This window comes from Sphingopyxis sp. USTB-05 (assembly GCF_023822045.1).
Classification (GTDB): domain Bacteria; phylum Pseudomonadota; class Alphaproteobacteria; order Sphingomonadales; family Sphingomonadaceae; genus Sphingopyxis.
The window spans coordinates 1,688,202-1,706,514 of the sequence record NZ_CP084712.1; the positions used below are offsets into that span (position 1 = coordinate 1,688,202).

Below are 18,313 nucleotides of genomic sequence, written 5' to 3' on the forward strand. Positions count from 1 at the left end.
CTAATCACGCATTTGTCACATGGCGGGCGAAGCATGGGGTGACAGCGCCGCCAAACCTGCTCTAAAGCGCCATTTATGGATGATCAGCGCGACACGACCGACCGATTTTCTCCGCGCTTCGACGCCGCTGGGCTGGTGACGGCGATCGTCACCGACGCCGATACGCATATTCTGCTGATGGTCGCGCACATGAATGCCGAAGCGATCGAGCAGACCCGCGCGACGGGGCAGGCGCATTTCTGGTCGCGGTCGCGGCAGGCTTTGTGGCGGAAGGGCGAAACGTCGGGTAACGGCCTGACCATGGTCGAGATGCGCGTCGATTGCGATCAGGATGCGTTGCTACTCCGCGTGAAGCCGGCGGGCCCCGCCTGTCACACCGGCCGTCGATCGTGCTTTTATCGCCGTGTCGAGGCCGATGGCGGCCTGACCTTTCTGTCCGACGATGCGCAGGGTTAGCGCTGCGCTCACGTTGGTGGCGCTGTTCCTCACAGGCTGCAATCGGCCAGCGCCGGAGGACGGCGCGAAAGGCGTCGATGCGAACAATCCGCTTGAAGTCGCGGCGCGCCAGCGCGGTGTCGTGCATTCGGACGCCGTCAGCCCGGTCGGAGTGTTCGAGCGCACCCACGATTTGGGCCGCGATGCGATGTGCGTCGTCGCCGACGGCGCGGGAAGCTGGCGCTTTGCGGTCACCGCGGCATTCGGTCCCAGCGTCTCGTGCACCGCGTCCGGAACGATGACGCGCGAGGGCGATGGCTGGCGGATGCGTTTTGCCGGTGTCGACGGCTGCGATGCGCTTGTCCATGAGGAAGAGGACGAATTGCGATTGCCGGGAAGCCTGCCGGCGCAATGCGCGCGCCTGTGCCCCGATCGCGCCTCGCTGTCGGGTTTGCGGCTGCCGCGGGCGAGCTGGTCGGCGGACGATGCGGGGGACTTGCGGATCGCCGACCGGCGCGGCAATATGCAGCGTCCTTGCGGAGGCGGAACTGCCTCGAAATGACCCGCGCTGCCGGTATTGACGTTCACGTCAACGGAAACTAGTTTCACCGGCATGACCGAACAATATGGCCACGCCCATATCGATACGCCCGACCATCTGGGGCGCGAACAATTCAGCATCACCGACTTGTCGACCGAGTTCGGGGTCACCGCCCGCGCGCTGCGTTTCTATGAGGACGAAGGGCTGATCAGCCCTTCGCGCAAAGGTTTGTCGCGCATCTATTCGAAGCGCGATCGCGCGCGGTTGGCGTGGATCCTGCGTGCGAAGCGCACGGGGTTCAGCCTTGCCGACATTCGCGAAATGATCGACCTTTACGACGTCGGCGACGGTCGCAAGACGCAGCGCCAGGTGACGATCGAGAAATGCGAACAGCGTATCGGCTTGCTGCAACGTCAGCGTGACGACATCGACAGCGCTGTCGAGGAATTGTCGCGGTTCATCGATATGGTGAAAAAAGTCGACGCCGGTCAAAAGGTCGACTGAAGCCTCTCCCCAGGCAAGTGTGACATCGCTACCTGCTTTTCAGAAGGATACCCCATGCCCGTCTATCGCGCTCCCGTGCAGGACACGCTCTTCCTCCTCAACGACGTGCTCGGGATCGAGCGCTATGCGAACCTGCCCGGTTTCGCCAATGCAACCCCCGACATGATCGAGGCAGTGCTAACCGAAGCAGGCAAATTCTGCGAGGAAGTGCTGTTCCCGATCAACCAGTCGGGCGACCTCGAAGGATGCACGCGCCACGACGATGGGTCGGTAACGACGCCCAAGGGTTTCAAGCAAGCCTATAAGGCCTATTCGGAAGCGGGCTGGGGATTGTTGACCGCGCCTGAGGAATTCGGCGGCCAGGGTCTGCCGCACGTCATCGGCTTTCCGGTCGAGGAATATCGCAACGCCGCCAACCAGGCCTTCGCCATGTATCCGGGGCTGACGCAGGGTGCGACCGCGGCGATCCTCGTCAAGGGTTCGGACGAGCAGAAGGCGACCTATGTCCCCAAGATGATCGCGGGCGAATGGGGCGGGACGATGAACCTGACCGAACCGCATTGCGGGACCGATCTCGGGCTCATCCGCACGCGCGCCGTCCCGAACGGTGACGGCAGCTATGCCGTCACGGGCACGAAAATCTTTATCTCGTCGGGCGAGCATGACCTCACCGACAATATCATTCACCTCGTCCTGGCGAAGACGCCCGACGCGCCCGACAGCGTTAAGGGTATCTCGCTGTTCATCGTACCGAAGTTCATCGTGAATGAAGACGGTTCGCTGGGCGATCGTAACACCCTGTCGTGCGGATCGATCGAGCATAAGATGGGTATCCATGCCAATTCGACCTGCGTCATGAATTATGACGGGGCAAAAGGCTGGATGGTCGGCGAGGAGAATAAGGGCCTGGCCGCGATGTTCGTGATGATGAACGCCGCGCGCCTCGGCGTCGGTATTCAGGGGCTCGGCCAGGCCGACGTCGCGTACCAGAATGCGGTCCAGTACGCGAAAGACCGCCGTCAGGGCCGTGCGCTCACTGGCCCGCAGGATCCGCAGGAAAAGGCCGACCCGCTGTTCGTTCATCCCGACGTCCGCCGCATGCTGATGGACGGCAAGGCGACGGTCGAGGGGCTGCGCGCGCTGTGCACCTGGGGTGCGCTGCAGGTCGATCTGGCGCATGTCGCCGAGAGCGAGGAAGAGCGCCAGCGCGCCGACGACCTCGTCAGCCTGCTGACGCCCGTGATCAAGGGCTTTGGCACCGACAAGGGCTATGAGGTCGCGACCAATGCGCAGCAGGTGTTCGGCGGCCACGGCTACATCGAAGAGCAGGGCATGAGCCAATATGTCCGCGATGCGCGCATCACGATGATCTACGAAGGCGCGAACGGCGTGCAGGCGATGGACCTTGTCGGTCGCAAGCTCGCGCAGAATGGCGGCCGTGCGATTCAGGCCTTCTTTGCCGTCGTCGACGAGGAATGCGGCCGCGCCAAGCGCAATGAAGCGCTCGCCGACTTCGCGACGCGCCTTGAAAAGGCCAATGGCGAACTCAAAGCCGCGACGATGTGGTTCATGCAGAACGGCATGACGAACCCGAACAATATCGGTGCTGGCGCCCATCATTATATGCACATCATGGGGATCGTCGCGCTGGGTTCGATGTGGCTGATGATGGCCGAGGCGGCGCAGAAGGCGCTGGCCGAAGGTCGCGGCAACAAGGATTTCCTTGAGGCCAAGCTCGTCACCGCGCGCTATTTCGGCGAACGTTTCCTGCCCGATGCCGGGTCGCTCCGCCGCAAGATCGAGGCGGGAAGCGAGGCGATGATGGCGCTCACTCCCGAACAGTTCGCCGCAGCCTGATATGCCGCGTTGCAACCATCGCTGCCGTCATGCGTGTCGGCGGCGATGAGCAACCGGGACCACCAGCCGATCGTCGTCGAAGGGCGTAATTGCTGGCGGATCGAACGCGCCGACAAGGCGCGGATGATCGTCGACGCCGCCGACTATTTTGCGCTGCTGGAACGGCTGATGGCCGATGCGCGGCAGCGTATCCTGCTTATCGGCTGGGACTTTGATCCGCGGATTGCGCTGAAGCCCGACAAGGACGGCAAGGGCGAACCGCTTGGCGATTATCTTTTGCGGCTCGCGCATGAAAAGCCCGATCGCGACATCGACATCCTGCGTTGGAATTTCGGCGGGCTGAAGCAATTCGCGATGCCGCGTATCCTGTCGATGGTGGCGCGCTGGAAACTGACGCGCTCGATAAGCTTCCGCCTCGACAGTGCGCATCCCGTCGGATGCAGCCATCACCAGAAGGTCGCGGTGTTCGACGATCATCTGGCGGTGTGCGGTGGCATCGACGTCGGATCGCGTCGCTGGGATACGCGCGAGCATAAGGACGGCGACCCTCACCGCACCGCGCCCGACGGCAAAGCCTATATGCCGTGGCATGACAGCACCATGATCCTCGCCGGACCCGTTGGCAACGCGCTCGCCGACCTGGGTAACGAGCGCTGGCAACGCGCGACCAAAAAGCCGCTGCGCGATCTAAAGGGGGAGGGCGAAAATTGGCCCGACGACCTGGAACCCGATTTCGAAGGCGTCGATGTTGCGATCTCGCGTACCCGCGCCGAATATGACGATGTCGAGGAAATCCGCGAGATCGAGCAGCTTTATCTGGACATGATCGCTGCGGCCGACCGCTTCATCTATTTCGAGAATCAATATTTTACCTCCGGCAAGATCGCCGCCGCGATCGCCGAGCGGTTGAACGAAGACGATCCGCCCGAATTCGTGATGGTGATGCCGAAAACCGCTGACGGCTGGCTGGAGCAGATGGCGATGGATGCCGCGCGCGTGCAACTGGTACGGGAGATTGCCAAGGCGAAGCATGGCGACCGGCTGAAAGTCTATTATCCGCGCACGAAGCGCGGCGAACCGATCTACGTCCACGCAAAGACCGCGATCGTCGACGACCGGATGATCCGCGTCGGATCGGCCAATATGAACAATCGCTCGATGGGTCTGGACAGCGAGTGCGACGTAACGATCGACGCGGCGCTCCCGGCGAACAAGGGCGTCGAGCCCACAATCGCGCGCCTGCGCACGTCGTTGATCGCCGAGCATCTCGATGTGTCGGAAGAGGAGGTGGCGGCGACCTTCAAGCGCGTCGGATCGCTGATCGACACGGTCGAGGCGCTGCGCGGCAAGGGGCGTTCGCTCGAACTTCTCGACCTTGTGCCCCCGGGGCCGATGGACGAATTCATCGCCGACAATGAACTGCTTGATCCGACGAGCCCCGACGCGATGTTCGAAGGCCTGGCCGAACGCGGCCTCAGGAAAAGCTGGCATCGCGGCCGGAACTGGATGAAGCACCACCGGCCATTTGGGCGGAAGAGCCGCTAGCCGATTTATTTTGGGAAAGAGCGGCGGCGCGTTAATCCGCCAGCGAAAGGATGTGCTTCGCCTGTTTCAGGTGGGGCGCGTCGACCATCTTGCCATCAACCTGCAACACGCCTGCGCCGGGATTGGCGGCGAAGGCGTCGACTATCGCTTGCGCGCGCGCCGCTTCGTCGGCTGAAGGCGTGAAAGCGGCGTTGATCGGTTCGACCTGCGACGGGTGGATCGCCATCATGCCTGTGAAACCGTCGCGGCGGGCACGCACGGCATAAGCGGTAAGGCCGGCCACGTCCTTGATAGCCGGAAATACCGTATCGATTGCCGCCGCCCCCGCGGCGTGCGCCGCGAACAGTGTCATCGCGCGCGCGACCTCATAGGGTGAGGTGTAGCTGCCATCGGCTTCGCGGCTCGTCGCCGCGCCGATTGCCGCGGGCAGATCCTCTGCGCCCCAGGTCAGACCAAGCAGGCGGTCCTTCACCTCACGGTAGCTGCCGAGCGTGAAGATCGCCGCAGGGGTTTCGGTCGCGATCGGCAGGATCGGCGGCAGCGAGGCGTTGCGTGCGGATTCGCTGCGCAGGATCGTGTCGAGCTGCGCAATGCTCGGCGCGCCTTCGGCCTTTGGCAGCATGATCGCGTCGGGACGCGCAGCGGCGATGGCTGCGACGTCGGCGGCGGTAATATGGCCGTCGAGCGGATTGACGCGAACGAGCGTCACGACCTCGCGCTCACCCGCCAGATAGTCGGCGATTGCAGCGCGGGCTGCCTCCTTGTTCGCGGGCGACACCGAATCCTCAAGGTCGAGGATGATTGCGTCGGCGCCCGACGCCGCCGCCTTGGCAAAGCGCTCGGGCCGGTCGCCGGGAACGAAAAGGAGGGAGCGGAGGCGCATCAGGCGGCTTTCTTCTTGAGCAGGGCGGAGCGTTCGCACTGGCAGACGATCTCATCGCGCTGGTTGATCGCGCGATGCAGGAAAGTCACGATACCCGCATTCGGCCGCGATTTGGACTCCTTGAGACCAACGACCTCGGATTCGGCGCGAAGCGTGTCGCCGATGAACACCGGTTTCGGCATCACCAGCTTGTCGTAACCGAGGTTCGCGACGAGCGTGCCGAGCGTCGTGTCGCCGACCGACAGCCCGACCATCAGGCTGAAGGTGAAGGTGCCGTTGACAAGGATCTGGCCGAATTCCGACGCCTTCGCGGCCTCGATATCGAGATGCAGCGGCTGCGGATTGTGGGTCATCGTGGTGAAGAGGAGATTGTCGGTCTCGGTCACCGTGCGGCGGATGTCATGGGTCAGCGTGTCGCCGATCGCCCATTCGTCGAAATATTTGCCTGCCATTATGCGTCGTCCTTTTCGATCCGCGCGAGCAATGCCTCGACCTGCACCTGCGCACCGGCGGTCGCGTTGAGTTCGGCCACGACGCCGTCGAACGGCGCGGTCAGGCTATGCTCCATCTTCATCGCTTCGAGCGTGAGCAGTTTCTGCCCCTTGGTTACCTTGTCGCCCGCAGCAACCTCGACCGCGATGACCTTGCCGGGCATCGGCGACAGGATCGCTCCGTCGCCGGCAGCACCGCCAGCGCTGCCTTCGGCCCGCCAAGGGGTCAGTTGCCACACCGATCCGCCCTCGGCGACGAGCATCGCGGGCGACGGCTCCTCCGCACCCGGCCCGTGGAGTTCGACCTCGACGCGCTTGCCGTCGAGCAGGAAGGGGGCGCTGCGGACGTCGGGCGCGTTGAGGCGGAAGCCCGATTGAAGCGCACGCGGTACCATCGCCATCGCGGCGTTGGTCAGCGCCTGTGCCGTCGGGACCGGCTCCTCGGTCATCGCGTCGCCGTCGCGGCCGATCAGCCCGGTATCGACCGTGCCCGCAACGAAATCGGGGTGATCGAGCGCGTTGATGAGGAAGGCCGAATTGGTCTTTACGGGCCAGATCGCGCTGTCCTCCAGCATCTCCGACAGCAATTCGCGAGCTTCCTCGCGGTCCTCGCCCCAGGCGATGACCTTGCCGATCATGGGGTCGTAGAAGGGCGAGACTTCGGCGCCTTCATAGACGCCGGTATCGACGCGGCCGATATGCTCGGGAAGCTGGAACAGTTCGAGCGTGCCGATCGACGGTAGGAAGCCCTTGGCGGGGTCTTCCGCGTAAAGCCGCGCTTCCATGGCCCAGCCGTTGATCGCGAGCTCGTTCTGCGCCAGCGGGATCGGCTCGCCCGATGCAACGCGAAGCTGCCATTCGACGAGATCGACGCCCGTAATTTCCTCGGTCACCGGATGCTCGACCTGCAGGCGCGTGTTCATTTCCATGAACCAGATGCGGTCGGCGCGCAGGCCCTCCGACGCGTCGGCGATAAACTCGATCGTCCCCGCGCCGACATAATCGACGGCCTTCGCCGCGCGCACGGCGGCGGCGCACAGCGCTTCGCGAGTTGTTTCGTCCATGCCGGGGGCGGGGGCTTCCTCGATCACCTTCTGGTGGCGGCGCTGCAGCGAGCAGTCGCGCTCGAACAGATGGACGACATTGCCGTGGCTGTCGCCGAACACCTGCACTTCGATATGGCGCGGGGTCAGGATATATTTCTCGATCAGCACATGGTCGTTGCCGAAAGATGCGGCGGCTTCGCGCTGGCACGAGGCGAGCGCGTCGAGGAAATCGGCTGCGGCATCGACCTTGCGCATCCCTTTGCCGCCGCCGCCCGCGACTGCCTTGATCAGTACCGGATAGCCGATCTGTGCCGCCTGTTCGGCGAGGAAGTCCGGGTCCTGATTCTCGCCCATATAGCCGGGCGTCACCGGCACGCCGGCATCGGCCATCAGCTTTTTGGCGGCATCCTTAAGGCCCATCGCGGTGATCGACGAAGGCTTCGGCCCCACCCAGATGAGCCCGGCATCGGCGACCGCCTGCGCAAATTCGGCGTTTTCGGAGAGGAAGCCGTATCCTGGATGGATCGCCTCGGCACCCGTGGCTTTTGCGGCGGCGATGATCTTGTCGCCGATCAGATAGGATTCACGTGCCGGGGACGGGCCGATATGCACGGCCTCGTCGGCCTCGCGCACATGCAGCGCGTTGGCGTCGGCGTCCGAATAGACGGCGACGGTGCGGATGCCCATCTCGCGCGCGGTGCGGATGATGCGGCAGGCGATTTCGCCGCGATTGGCGATAAGGAGGGACTGGATCATGGATGAGGTTCCGGAAAGCCGTGACGGGTATGGAGCGCTTCAAGCAGCGGCTTGATGTCGTTCACGAACCCGCCATCGGAAAAGACAAGGGCAGGGAGGTTCTGGTTCGCTTCGCCCATCGCCTCGACGACGAGCGGACGCGGGCGCGGCCATGGCACGCGGATGACCTCGAGATGGGTGGTACGCTCGGGAAACATCGCGAGCAGCCCTTCGACGAGGATGCAATCGCGGCAATAAAAGCTCGACCCCGGAAACGCGGGATCGTCGAACTCGCGATCGAGGATGAACAGGCGGTCGGGTGCGTCGCTCATCGTCGTCACATCCGGAACACGCCGAAGCCGCGGTCCTCGACCGGGGCGTTCAGCGTGGCGGCGAAGGCGAGGCCGAGTACGTCGCGCGTCTGCGCGGGGTCGATGATGCCATCGTCCCACAGGCGCGCGGTCGCGTGATAGGGGTTGCCCTCATCCTCATATTTCTGGCGGATCGGCGCCTTGAAGGCTTCGGCTTCCTCTGGCGTCCATTTGTCGGCGTCGCGGTGGACGGTCGCCAGCACCGACGCCGCCTGCTCGCCGCCCATCACGCTGATCCGGCTGTTGGGCCAGCTAAACAGGAAACGCGGGGAGTAGGCGCGTCCGCACATGCCGTAATTGCCGGCGCCAAAGCTGCCGCCGATCAACACGGTGATCTTGGGGACCGTCGCCGTGGCCACCGCCGTAACCAGCTTTGCGCCATGCTTGGCGATGCCTTCGGCCTCATATTTACCGCCGACCATGAAGCCGCTGATGTTCTGGAGGAAGAGCAGCGGGATGCGCCGTTGCTGCGCCAGTTCGATGAAATGCGCGCCCTTGACCGCGCTTTCGCTGAACAGCACGCCATTGTTCGCGAGGATCGCGACCGGGATGCCCCAGATATGCGCGAAGCCGCAGATGAGCGTGCTGCCGTAGTTCGCCTTGAACTCATGAAACTCGCTGCCGTCGACGATGCGCGCGATGACTTCGTGCACGTCATATGGCGCGCGCACGTCGTCGGGCACGACGCCATAGATCTCCTCGCCCGCATATTTGGGCGGGCGCGGGGCCTTCATCGGCACCTCGAACCCCTTGTCTTCGCCAAGATGGCTGACGATGTCACGGACGATGGTCAGCGCATGCTCGTCATTCTCGGCGAGATGGTCGACGACCCCGGATTTCTTGGCGTGCAGATCGCCGCCGCCCAGATCCTCGGCGCTGATTTCTTCGCCCGTTGCGGCCTTTACCAGCGGCGGGCCGGCGAGGAAGATCGTGCCCTGATTGCGCACGATGACGGTCTCGTCCGACATCGCTGGGACATAGGCACCGCCAGCGGTACAGCTTCCCATCACGCAGGCAATCTGCGGGATGCGCTTCGCCGACATATTCGCCTGATTGAAGAAGATGCGCCCGAAATGATCGCGATCAGGAAACACCTGATCCTGATGCGACAGGTTCGCGCCGCCGCTGTCGACGAGGTAGATGCAGGGCAGGCGGTTCGCCTCGGCAATCTCCTGCGCGCGCAGATGCTTCTTGACCGTCATCGGATAATAGGTGCCGCCTTTGACCGTCGCATCGTTGCAAACGATCATGCACTGCCGCCCCGACACGCGTCCGATGCCGCAGATCAGGCCCGCGCCCGGAACTTCGCCTTCATAAAGGTCGTTCGCCGCAAGCTGGCCGATTTCAAGGAAGGGCGAGCCGGGATCGAGCAGTCGCTCGACACGCTCGCGAGGGAGCAGCTTGCCGCGGCTCGTGTGGCGTTCGCGCGACTTTTCGTTGCCGCCGAGCGCGGCCTCCGCGACCGCGTCGCGCAACGCGTCGGCGAGCGCGCGATTGTGCGTGCTGCGGGTGCGATATTCTTCGCTGTCCGCATTGATGTTGGTGCCAAGAACCGGTGCGCTCACTGTAACATCTCTCCTGGAAGTCGGTTCGGAACTAACCCGTCGCTCGTCGATTGAAAAGCGCAGCAGGCCGAAAATGGTTGGTATTGAAACCGGATTTTCCCACGCCTTGGCCGCCTGCCTGTCCGTGACAAAATAAGGTCATTTCTATGAAAAAAGCTGTCTTTGCCGTTCTTCTGTCCTCCGCCGCGATTCTTGCCGGCCCCGTCGCCTGCAGCAGCGGCAAAGACAGTTCCGCCGCTTACACCGTCGGCACCGATATCGGGATCAGCAAGGCAGCGATGGATACGGGCGTGAAGCCCGGCGACGACTTCTACGCCTATGCCAACGGCAATTGGGACAAGGCGAACGAGATTCCCGCCGACCGCTCTTCCATCGGCGCCTTTTACGTCGCGCAGCTCGAAACCGAAAAGCGCAACCGCGAACTGGTCGATGCGATCGTCAAGGGCGATGCGGCGCCCGACACCAATGAGGGCCGGATCGCCGCCTTCTATAAGGCCTTTACCAATGTGAAGGCCATCGATGCCGCTGGCATGAAACCCGTCGCCGCCGACCTGGCGCGCTTCGCCGCGATCACCGACAAGGCTGCGCTGTCGAAGGTGCTGGGCGAACAGCTTCGCGCCGACGTCGATCCACTCAATGCGACCAACTTCCAGACCGAAAATCTCTTCGGCGTCTTTGTGACGCAAGGGCTCGCGACTCCGGGCGAGGTCATTCCCTATCTGCTGCAAGGCGGCCTCGGCATGCCCGAGCGTGAATATTATCTGTCGGCCGACCCCAAGATGGCGACCATCCGCACCGCCTACCAGGCCTATATCGCCAAGCTGCTCACCGCTGCCGGCCAGAGCGACGCCGCCGCCAAGGCGAAGCGCATCTATGACCTTGAGGTCAATATCGCGAAAGCGCATGCGACGCGCGAACAGAGTGAGGATTTCACCAAGTCCGCCGACGTCTGGGCCAAGGGCGATTTCGCGAAGAAGGCGCCGGGTATCGACTGGCCGGCTTTCTTTGCCGCCGCCAAGCTGGATGGTGCGGGCAAGTTCGGCGCCTATCATGCGGGTGCGATCACCGGACTGTCGGCGCTTGTCGCGTCCGAACCGCTCGATGCGTGGAAAGACTGGCTCGCCTTTCACCAGATCAACAGCCACAGCGACGTGCTGCCGAGCGCGATCGATAGCGCACATTTCGCCTTTTACGGCACGACGATGGCAGGCACGCCGCAGCAGCGCGGCCGCGAAAAGCGCGCGCTCGACGCGCTCGACTTCTATCTCGGCGATGCGGTGGGCAAGGCTTATGCCGACAAATATTTCCCCGCCTCGGCCAAGGCCGAAGTCGGCGACATGGTGAAGAACATCAAGGCCGCCTTTGCCACGCGGGTGAACACGATCGACTGGATGGCGCCCGAAACGAAGAAAGAAGCAATCAAGAAGGTTGAAACCATTGCCGTGGGCGTGGGCTATCCCGACACGTGGCGCGACTATGGCAGCTACACCGTCGGCGCCGACGCCTATGCGAACGAGGTCGCCGGGCAGAAAGCCGAATATGTGCACCAACTCGCCAAGATCGGCAAACCCATGGACAAGGGCGAATGGTGGATGGTCCCGCAGACCGTCAACGCAGTGAACCTGCCGGTGCAGAATGCGCTGAACTTCCCCGCCGCGATCCTGCAGCCGCCCTTCTTCAATGCCAAGGCCGACCCCGCGTATAATTATGGCGCGATCGGCGCGGTGATCGGGCATGAGATCAGCCACAGCTTCGACAACAACGGCGCTGCCTTCGATTCCACGGGCGCGCTGCGCAACTGGTGGACTGCGGCGGATCTGGCGAAGTTCAACGCTGCGGGCGACGCGCTGGCGGCGCAGTTCGACACCTATAAGCCGTTCCCCGACCTTGCGATCAACGGTAAGCTGACGCTGGGCGAAAATATCGCCGACGTCGCGGGGCTTCAGGCGGCCTATGACGCCTATCGCGCGTCGCTCGGCGGCAAGGAAGCGCCGGTGATCGACGGCTTCAGCGGCGATCAGCGCTTCTTCATCGCCTTTGCGCAGACCTGGGCGACCAAGATGCGTGCCGAGGCGCTGCGCGCGCGCGTCGCGACCGACGGCCATGCGCCGGGCATGTACCGCGCGCTGACGGTTCGCAACCTCGACGCATGGTACAAGGCGTTCGACGTCAAGGAAGGCGACAAGCTTTACCTCGCGCCCGACAAGCGCGTCCGCGTCTGGGGATAGAGCATTGGGGCGGGGCGTCATGCTCCGCCCTCATTCTTTGCGGCGGGCTTCTTGCGGATCAGATGGCTGTAGACGCCGACCAGATTGATGCCGAGCAGGGCGACATTCTGCCACCCGATGCCTTCGCGGTCGGGCTGGAGAAAGCCCCATGCGATCAGCGCCAGGCTGCTCGTCACGAAGATCACGAAGGCCCAGCCGTTCCACCGCTCGCCTAGGTTGAGCGACACGAGCAGCGCCGCGAGCGTCGCGGCGGCGGCGCCATAATATTGCAGGGCGGTGAGCAATGTGTCGCTCACGGTCCAGTCGCCCCGAACACAAACTCTAGCTTCAATCCATCGGGATCGGCAAAGAAGACGGCGTAATAGGTCGGTCCATAACGCGGATAATCCGCGGGCGGATCGAGGACCTCCGCACCGATGCTGCGCAACAAATCATGAAGCGCGTCGACGTCGTCGCGGCTGTCGGCGGTCCATGCGAGATGGTGGAGCCCCGGCGAATAACGATCGTGCGTGCGGTTTGCGCCATCGCCGCGCGCTTCGATAATGCCGATCGAGTGAAAGGGCTCGCCCGCGTGGTCCCAGTCGCTGCCATGATCATAATCGGCCGAACGGCGGTAGCCGAGGAAGCCGAGCACCGCGCCGTAGAAGACCCGCGAGCGGCTCTTGTCCGTGACGGTCAGGTCGATGTGATGGACAAGTCCGCGCATGTTCAGGCCAACGCGCCGATCAGCGCGAAGATGCCGGCGCCGCAGAGGGCCGGCCAGGCAATGTGCCGACCCCTGGTGTAAACGGCGTTGGCCAGCCCCGTCGCCAGCCAGCCGCTGCCGATGGCTATCAGCAAGCCGTTGGGTGTTCCCGGCCATGCGACCGCCGCCGCCGAAATCAGCATCAGCACGGACGTGGCATGCCAGGCAAAGCGGATGATGCGTCGCGTCAGCGGATCGGCAAGCGGCCCAGCGCGCAGCAACGGCACGATCAGGCGCCGATAGCCCAGCACCGAATGAACCCCGGCCGTCGTCACCATGAAGGCGGCCGACAGCCAGAGCCAGATCACGCGCCGGCGCCGATCAGTTCGCGGCCGATTAGCATACGGCGGATTTCGTTGGTGCCAGCGCCGATGTCGAGCAGCTTGGCGTCGCGCCAATAGCGTTCGACCGGCCAGTCCTTGGTATAGCCCGCGCCGCCCAGCGCCTGGATCGCTTCGCCCGCGACCTTCACCGCATTCTCGCTGGCGAGCAGGATCGCGCCCGCGGCGTCGAAGCGCGTCGTCTGCCCGGCGTCGCATGCCTTGGCGACGTTATAGACGTACGAACGCGCCGACTGGAGCATGACATACATGTCCGCGACCTTCGCCTGCATGAGCTGGAACGAACCGATGGGCTTCCCGAACTGCTTCCGCTCGCGGACATAGGGAATGACCGTGTCGAGGCACGCCTGCATGATGCCGAGCTGGAGCCCGGCGAGCACGACGCGTTCATAATCGAGCCCCGACATCAGCACGCCGACGCCGCCATTCTCTGGGCCCATCACCTGTTCCTCGGACACTTCGCAATCGGTGAAGACCAGTTCCGCCGTCGGCGATCCGCGCATGCCGACCTTGTCGATCTTTTGCCCGATGCTGAACCCCGGCATGTCCTTTTCGATCAGGAAAGCGGTAATCCCGCGCGACCCCGCCTCGGGGCTGGTCTTTGCATAGACGACCAGCGTGTCCGCGTGCGTTGCGTTGGTGATCCAGAATTTGGTGCCATTGAGAATATAGCCGCTGCCTTTGCGCTCGGCCTTCAGCTTCATCGACACGACGTCGCTGCCCGCGCCCGCCTCGGACATGGCGAGGCTGCCGACATGCTCGCCGCTGATCAGCTTGGGCAGATATTTCGCCTTCTGCTCGGCATTGCCCCAGCGGCGGATCTGGTTGACGCAAAGGTTCGAGTGCGCGCCATAGGAGAGGCCGATGGCCCCCGATGCGCGCGACACTTCCTCGACCGCGATGACATGTTCGAGATAGCCGAGGCCGAGGCCGCCATATTCTTCCTCGACGGTGATGCCGTGCAGGCCAAGCTCGCCCATCTGCGTCCACAATTCGTCGCGCGGGAACCAATCTTCGGCGTCGGCCTTGGCCGCGAGCGGCGCGATCTGTTCGTCGGCGAAGCGGGCAGTGGTTTCGCGGATCATGTCGGCGGTTTCGCCGAGTGCGAAGTCGAAATCGGGGGTGGCGCGCATGGATTACCTATCGATCTGGGCGGGACAGGGGCGCGATAGTGCATCAAAATATGTTCATAGGGAAATTGAAACGATCACAGATTTAGCATAAGTAAAATCTATGATTAAGCGCACCCATATCCGCCAGTTTCTCGCCGTCGTCGATGCGGGCAGCTTCACGCAGGCGGCGCTGCGCATCCGCGTCACCCAGCCGGCGCTCTCGACCGGCATCGCCGAACTTGAAAAGCTGGTCGGCACGTCATTGTTCATCCGTAATCGCCGCCAGATCAGATTGACCGAGGCCGGGGGGCGCTTCCTGCCGATCGCGCGCGATCTCGAACGCGGCTTTCGGACTGCCGACAGCTTCGGGCGCGAGAGCGACGGCCAGGCGAGCGAGCTCAAGCTCGGGGTGATCCGCTCTGCCCCCGCCGAACTGCTACAGGCAATCGCGACAGCGTTGCGCCCGGGTTTTGCGATCGAGCTGATCGAGAATAGCGACTCCGAACTCCGCGCTGCGCTTGGCAGCGGCCGCGTCAACATGGTGCTTGTGCCGCTGCGGGCGGGCGAGCGCGGCGACCATGTGCTGCCGCTCTATGAAGAGCCGCTGGCGATGTTCATCGCGTCGGATCACCCGCTCGCGGGACGCATCGAAGTCGGGCCCGAGGAGCTCGCAGCCGAAACGATGATTGCGCGCCGGTCGTGCGAATTCCTCGACGCGACGAGCCGCTTCTTTACGCGGCACGGGGTTCGCCCGCGCTTCGCGTTGCGTAGCGAAAGCGACGAGCGTTGCCTGCGTATGGTTGCGGCGGGGATCGGGATCACCACCGCGCCCGTTTCGCTCGCGATCGACGGCATCGTTCCCTTGAAGGTCGCGGGTTATGATTTTCGCCGCGAACTCGGCCTGATCACCGATCCGGCCTGGCGTACGCTCCCGGAAATCGCACCGCGGCTGGCGCACGCGCTCGAAACGATCGGCGCGATCGCGGCCGAGTGGCGGCAGATGAAAGTCGATATCGCTGCATGATCGGAGGCCTCACAAGTCTGGCTTGCCCCCTCAAAAGGCCATACAGTTTGCGCGCCGCCAATGGGGGAGGCAAGGGCGAGGCATGACCGATACGCTGACCCATCTCGACCGGCTCGAGGCCGAGAGCATTCATATCATGCGCGAAGTGATGGCCGACGCCGCGAAGCCCGTAATGCTGTATAGCGTGGGCAAGGATAGCGCCGTGATGCTGCACCTCGCGCGCAAAGCCTTTTATCCTTCGCCGCCGCCGTTCCCGCTACTTCATGTCGACACGACATGGAAATTCCGGGCGATGTACGAACTGCGCGATCGCATGGCCGCTGAAAGCGGCATGGAACTGATCGTCTATCAGAACCCCGAAGCCAAGGAACGGGGGATCAATCCCTTCGATCACGGCCCGCTCCACACCGACATGTGGAAGACCGAAGGCCTCAAACAGGCGCTCGACCTCCATGGCTTCGACGTCGCTTTCGGCGGCGCGCGGCGCGACGAGGAAAAGAGCCGCGCGAAGGAACGCATCTTTTCCTTCCGTACCGCCAGCCATGGCTGGGATCCGAAGAAGCAGCGTCCCGAGCTCTGGAACCTCTACAATGCGCGCAAGGCGAAGGGCGAAAGCATCCGCGTCTTCCCGATCTCGAACTGGACCGAACTCGACATCTGGCAGTATATTGCGCGCGAGAATATTCCGATCGTGCCGCTCTATTTCGCCGCGCCGCGTCCGACCGTGACACGCGACGGCCTGCTGCTGATGGTCGACGACGATCGCTTTCCGTTGCTGCCCGGCGAAACGCCCGTGGAGCGTTCGGTGCGTTTCCGCACGCTCGGCTGCTACCCGCTGACCGGCGCGGTCGAGAGCGAAGCGAAAACACTCTCGGAAGTTATCCAGGAAATGCTGCTGACGACGACCAGCGAACGGCAAGGTCGCATCATCGACAAGGATGGCGGCGATGCGTCGATGGAGAAGAAGAAGCAGGAGGGGTATTTCTGATGACCGATCCTGTTTACGTCACCGACGCGCTGATCGCCGAGGATATCGACGCCTATCTGGCGGGTCACGAGAAGAAGTCGCTGCTGCGCTTCATCACCTGTGGCTCGGTCGATGACGGGAAATCGACGCTGATCGGCCGCCTGCTCTATGACTCGAAGATGATATTCGAGGATCAACTCGCCGCGCTGGAAGCCGATAGCAAGCGCGTCGGTACACAGGGGCAGGAGATCGACTTCGCGTTGCTTGTCGACGGCCTCGCCGCCGAGCGCGAGCAGGGGATTACGATCGACGTCGCCTATCGCTTTTTCACGACCGAGAAGCGCAAGTTCATCGTCGCCGACACGCCGGGGCACGAGCAATATACGCGCAACATGGTCACCGGCGCCTCGACCGCCGACCTTGCCGTCATCCTGATCGACGCACGCAAGGGTGTGCTGACCCAGACGCGCCGGCACAGCTTCCTGGCGCATCTGATCGGCATCAAGCATATCGTGCTGGCGGTGAACAAGATGGATCTTGTCGGTTACGACAAGGCCGTGTTCGACCGGATCACGCTGGCGTACCGGGCGTTCGCGAGCGAGATCGGCATCACCAATTTCACCGCGATCCCGATCTCGGGGTTCAAGGGCGATAATATTACCGCGCTGTCGGAAAACACCCCTTGGTTCAAGGGCCCGGCGCTGATCGAACATCTCGAAACTGTCGAGATCGGCGCAGCCGCCGACGAGGCAAAGCCGTTCCGTTTGCCGGTACAATGGGTCAACCGCCCGAACCTCGATTTCCGCGGTTTCTCGGGCCAGCTTGCGAGTGGCAAGGTTAAGCCGGGGGATGCTGTGCGCATCTTGCCCAGCGGCAAGACAACGACCGTCGACCGCATCGTCACGCTGGACGGCGACCTGGACAAGGCCGTCGCGGGGCAGTCGGTCACGCTGACGCTCGCCGACGAGGTCGACTGCTCGCGCGGCGATGTCATCGCGGCTGCCGACAATCCCCCCGAGGCGGCCGATCAGTTCGAGGCGACGCTCGTCTGGATGGCGGACGAGGCGATGATTCCGGGCCGCGCCTATTGGCTGAAGCTCGCGACGCAGAGCGTTTCGGCGACCATCCAGGCGCCGAAATATGAGATCAACGTCAACACGCTCGATCATCTTGCGGCAAAGACGCTCGAACTCAATGGTATCGGCGTCGTCGAACTTTCGACCGACAAGCCGATCACTTTCGAGGCCTATTCGGACAATCGGACGCTTGGCGGCTTCATCCTGATCGACAAGCTGACCAATGCGACCGTGGCCGCGGGAATGCTGCACTTCAGCCTGCGCCGTGCGCAGAATGTGCATTGGCAGGCGACCGATATCGACCGTGACATGCGCGCGAACCTCAAGAATCAGCGCCCGGCGCTGCTGTGGTTCACCGGATTGTCGGGCTCGGGCAAATCGACGATCGCCAACCTGGTCGAAAAGAAGCTGCACCGGATGAACCGGCACAGCTTCCTGCTCGACGGGGACAATGTCCGCCACGGGCTCAACCGCGATCTCGGCTTTACCGAGGCCGACCGGATCGAGAATATCCGCCGCGTCGGCGAGGTCGCGAAACTGATGAGCGACGCGGGGCTTATCGTCATCACCGCCTTCATCTCGCCCTTCCGCGCCGAACGCGAAATGGTGCGCGGCATGCTGCCTGAGGGCGAGTTCATCGAAGTGTTCATCGATACCCCGCTCGCCGAGGCGGAGAAGCGCGACGTGAAGGGCCTCTATAAAAAGGCGCGCGCCGGGCAGCTCAAGAATTTCACCGGCATCGATAGCCCCTATGAAGCGCCCGAGACGCCCGAAATTCGTATCGACACGACCGCGATGACGCCCGAAGAGGCGGCGGACCTTATCATCGATCGTTTGTTGGGATAGA

At 63.4% G+C, this 18,313-nt stretch carries 18 protein-coding genes; 9 read left to right on the forward strand and 9 right to left on the reverse strand.

Annotated features, from left to right (window positions below):
• Positions 1-75 precede the first annotated feature (75 nt).
• Genes hisI through KEC45_RS07565 form a run of 5 tightly spaced genes read left to right on the forward strand, consistent with a single transcriptional unit; the run spans position 76 to position 4,882 of the window.
• Positions 76-456, forward strand: a complete 381-nt coding sequence (gene hisI, locus KEC45_RS07545) for a phosphoribosyl-AMP cyclohydrolase (RefSeq protein ID WP_252171838.1) — start codon at positions 76-78, stop codon at positions 454-456.
• The gene (locus tag KEC45_RS07550) at positions 443-997 is read left to right on the forward strand and encodes a hypothetical protein (protein ID WP_252171839.1); all 555 of its coding nucleotides are present in this window, start codon (positions 443-445) and stop codon (positions 995-997) included. The genes hisI and KEC45_RS07550 overlap by 14 nt, the downstream gene beginning before the upstream one ends.
• A 51-nt stretch (positions 998-1,048) precedes the next feature.
• On the forward strand, positions 1,049-1,480 hold the full coding sequence (locus KEC45_RS07555) for a MerR family DNA-binding transcriptional regulator (protein WP_252171840.1): 432 nt from the start codon (positions 1,049-1,051) through the stop codon (positions 1,478-1,480).
• A 54-nt stretch (positions 1,481-1,534) separates the two neighbouring features.
• A complete protein-coding gene (locus tag KEC45_RS07560; protein WP_252171841.1) occupies positions 1,535-3,337 on the forward strand; it encodes an acyl-CoA dehydrogenase C-terminal domain-containing protein in 1,803 nt (600 codons plus the stop codon).
• A gap of 45 nt (positions 3,338-3,382) precedes the next feature.
• Positions 3,383-4,882: a phospholipase D-like domain-containing protein gene (locus tag KEC45_RS07565; protein WP_252171842.1), complete on the forward strand. Its 1,500-nt coding sequence runs from the start codon at positions 3,383-3,385 to the stop codon at positions 4,880-4,882.
• Positions 4,883-4,913: 31 nt separating this feature from the next.
• Here the strand turns inward: KEC45_RS07565 and KEC45_RS07570 are convergent, their stop codons facing one another.
• From KEC45_RS07570 to KEC45_RS07590, 5 genes are read right to left on the reverse strand one after another with little or no spacing between them, the layout of a single operon-like run.
• A complete protein-coding gene (locus tag KEC45_RS07570; RefSeq protein ID WP_252171843.1) occupies positions 4,914-5,765 on the reverse strand; it encodes a CoA ester lyase in 852 nt (283 codons plus the stop codon).
• On the reverse strand, positions 5,765-6,217 hold the full coding sequence (locus tag KEC45_RS07575; protein WP_062181207.1) for a MaoC family dehydratase: 453 nt from the start codon (positions 6,215-6,217) through the stop codon (positions 5,765-5,767). The genes KEC45_RS07570 and KEC45_RS07575 overlap by 1 nt, the downstream gene beginning before the upstream one ends.
• On the reverse strand, positions 6,217-8,058 hold the full coding sequence (locus KEC45_RS07580) for an acetyl/propionyl/methylcrotonyl-CoA carboxylase subunit alpha (RefSeq protein WP_252171844.1): 1,842 nt from the start codon (positions 8,056-8,058) through the stop codon (positions 6,217-6,219). The genes KEC45_RS07575 and KEC45_RS07580 overlap by 1 nt, the downstream gene beginning before the upstream one ends.
• Positions 8,055-8,369 (reverse strand): DUF3088 family protein, encoded by a 315-nt coding sequence (locus KEC45_RS07585; protein ID WP_062183959.1) that lies wholly within the window; start codon positions 8,367-8,369, stop codon positions 8,055-8,057. Before KEC45_RS07585 ends, KEC45_RS07580 begins: the two co-directional genes overlap by 4 nt.
• Positions 8,370-8,374: 5 nt before the next feature.
• A complete protein-coding gene (locus KEC45_RS07590) occupies positions 8,375-9,973 on the reverse strand; it encodes a carboxyl transferase domain-containing protein (protein ID WP_252171845.1) in 1,599 nt (532 codons plus the stop codon).
• A gap of 146 nt (positions 9,974-10,119) precedes the next feature.
• Here KEC45_RS07590 and KEC45_RS07595 point away from each other — a divergent pair, with 146 nt between their 5' ends.
• Entirely contained in the window at positions 10,120-12,201 is a 2,082-nt protein-coding gene (locus tag KEC45_RS07595) for a M13 family metallopeptidase (protein ID WP_252171846.1), read from the forward strand.
• A gap of 17 nt (positions 12,202-12,218) precedes the next feature.
• Here the strand turns inward: KEC45_RS07595 and KEC45_RS07600 are convergent, their stop codons facing one another.
• Genes KEC45_RS07600 through KEC45_RS07615 form a run of 4 tightly spaced genes read right to left on the reverse strand, consistent with a single transcriptional unit; the run spans position 12,219 to position 14,420 of the window.
• Complete coding sequence (locus KEC45_RS07600) at positions 12,219-12,497, reverse strand: hypothetical protein (RefSeq protein ID WP_252171847.1); 279 nt, start codon at positions 12,495-12,497, stop codon at positions 12,219-12,221.
• Positions 12,494-12,907 carry a VOC family protein gene (locus tag KEC45_RS07605; protein ID WP_252171848.1) on the reverse strand — a complete coding sequence of 138 codons (414 nt, stop codon included), beginning with the start codon at positions 12,905-12,907 and terminating at the stop codon, positions 12,494-12,496. The genes KEC45_RS07600 and KEC45_RS07605 overlap by 4 nt, the downstream gene beginning before the upstream one ends.
• Positions 12,908-12,909: 2 nt before the next feature.
• Entirely contained in the window at positions 12,910-13,254 is a 345-nt protein-coding gene (locus KEC45_RS07610; protein WP_252171849.1) for a hypothetical protein, read from the reverse strand.
• On the reverse strand, positions 13,251-14,420 hold the full coding sequence (locus tag KEC45_RS07615; RefSeq protein ID WP_252171850.1) for an isovaleryl-CoA dehydrogenase: 1,170 nt from the start codon (positions 14,418-14,420) through the stop codon (positions 13,251-13,253). Before KEC45_RS07615 ends, KEC45_RS07610 begins: the two co-directional genes overlap by 4 nt.
• A 100-nt stretch (positions 14,421-14,520) precedes the next feature.
• On the opposite strand from KEC45_RS07615, the gene KEC45_RS07620 reads away from it, so the two are divergent.
• The 3 genes from KEC45_RS07620 to cysN all read left to right on the forward strand — a co-directional run bounded on the left by KEC45_RS07620 (position 14,521) and on the right by cysN (position 18,312).
• Entirely contained in the window at positions 14,521-15,423 is a 903-nt protein-coding gene (locus KEC45_RS07620) for a LysR family transcriptional regulator (RefSeq protein WP_252171851.1), read from the forward strand.
• A gap of 82 nt (positions 15,424-15,505) precedes the next feature.
• Positions 15,506-16,411, forward strand: a complete 906-nt coding sequence (cysD, locus tag KEC45_RS07625; RefSeq protein ID WP_062181179.1) for a sulfate adenylyltransferase subunit CysD — start codon at positions 15,506-15,508, stop codon at positions 16,409-16,411.
• Positions 16,411-18,312, forward strand: coding sequence for a sulfate adenylyltransferase subunit CysN (gene cysN, locus KEC45_RS07630; RefSeq protein ID WP_252171852.1), 1,902 nt, complete (start codon positions 16,411-16,413; stop codon positions 18,310-18,312). Before cysD ends, cysN begins: the two co-directional genes overlap by 1 nt.
• Position 18,313 lies beyond the last annotated feature (1 nt).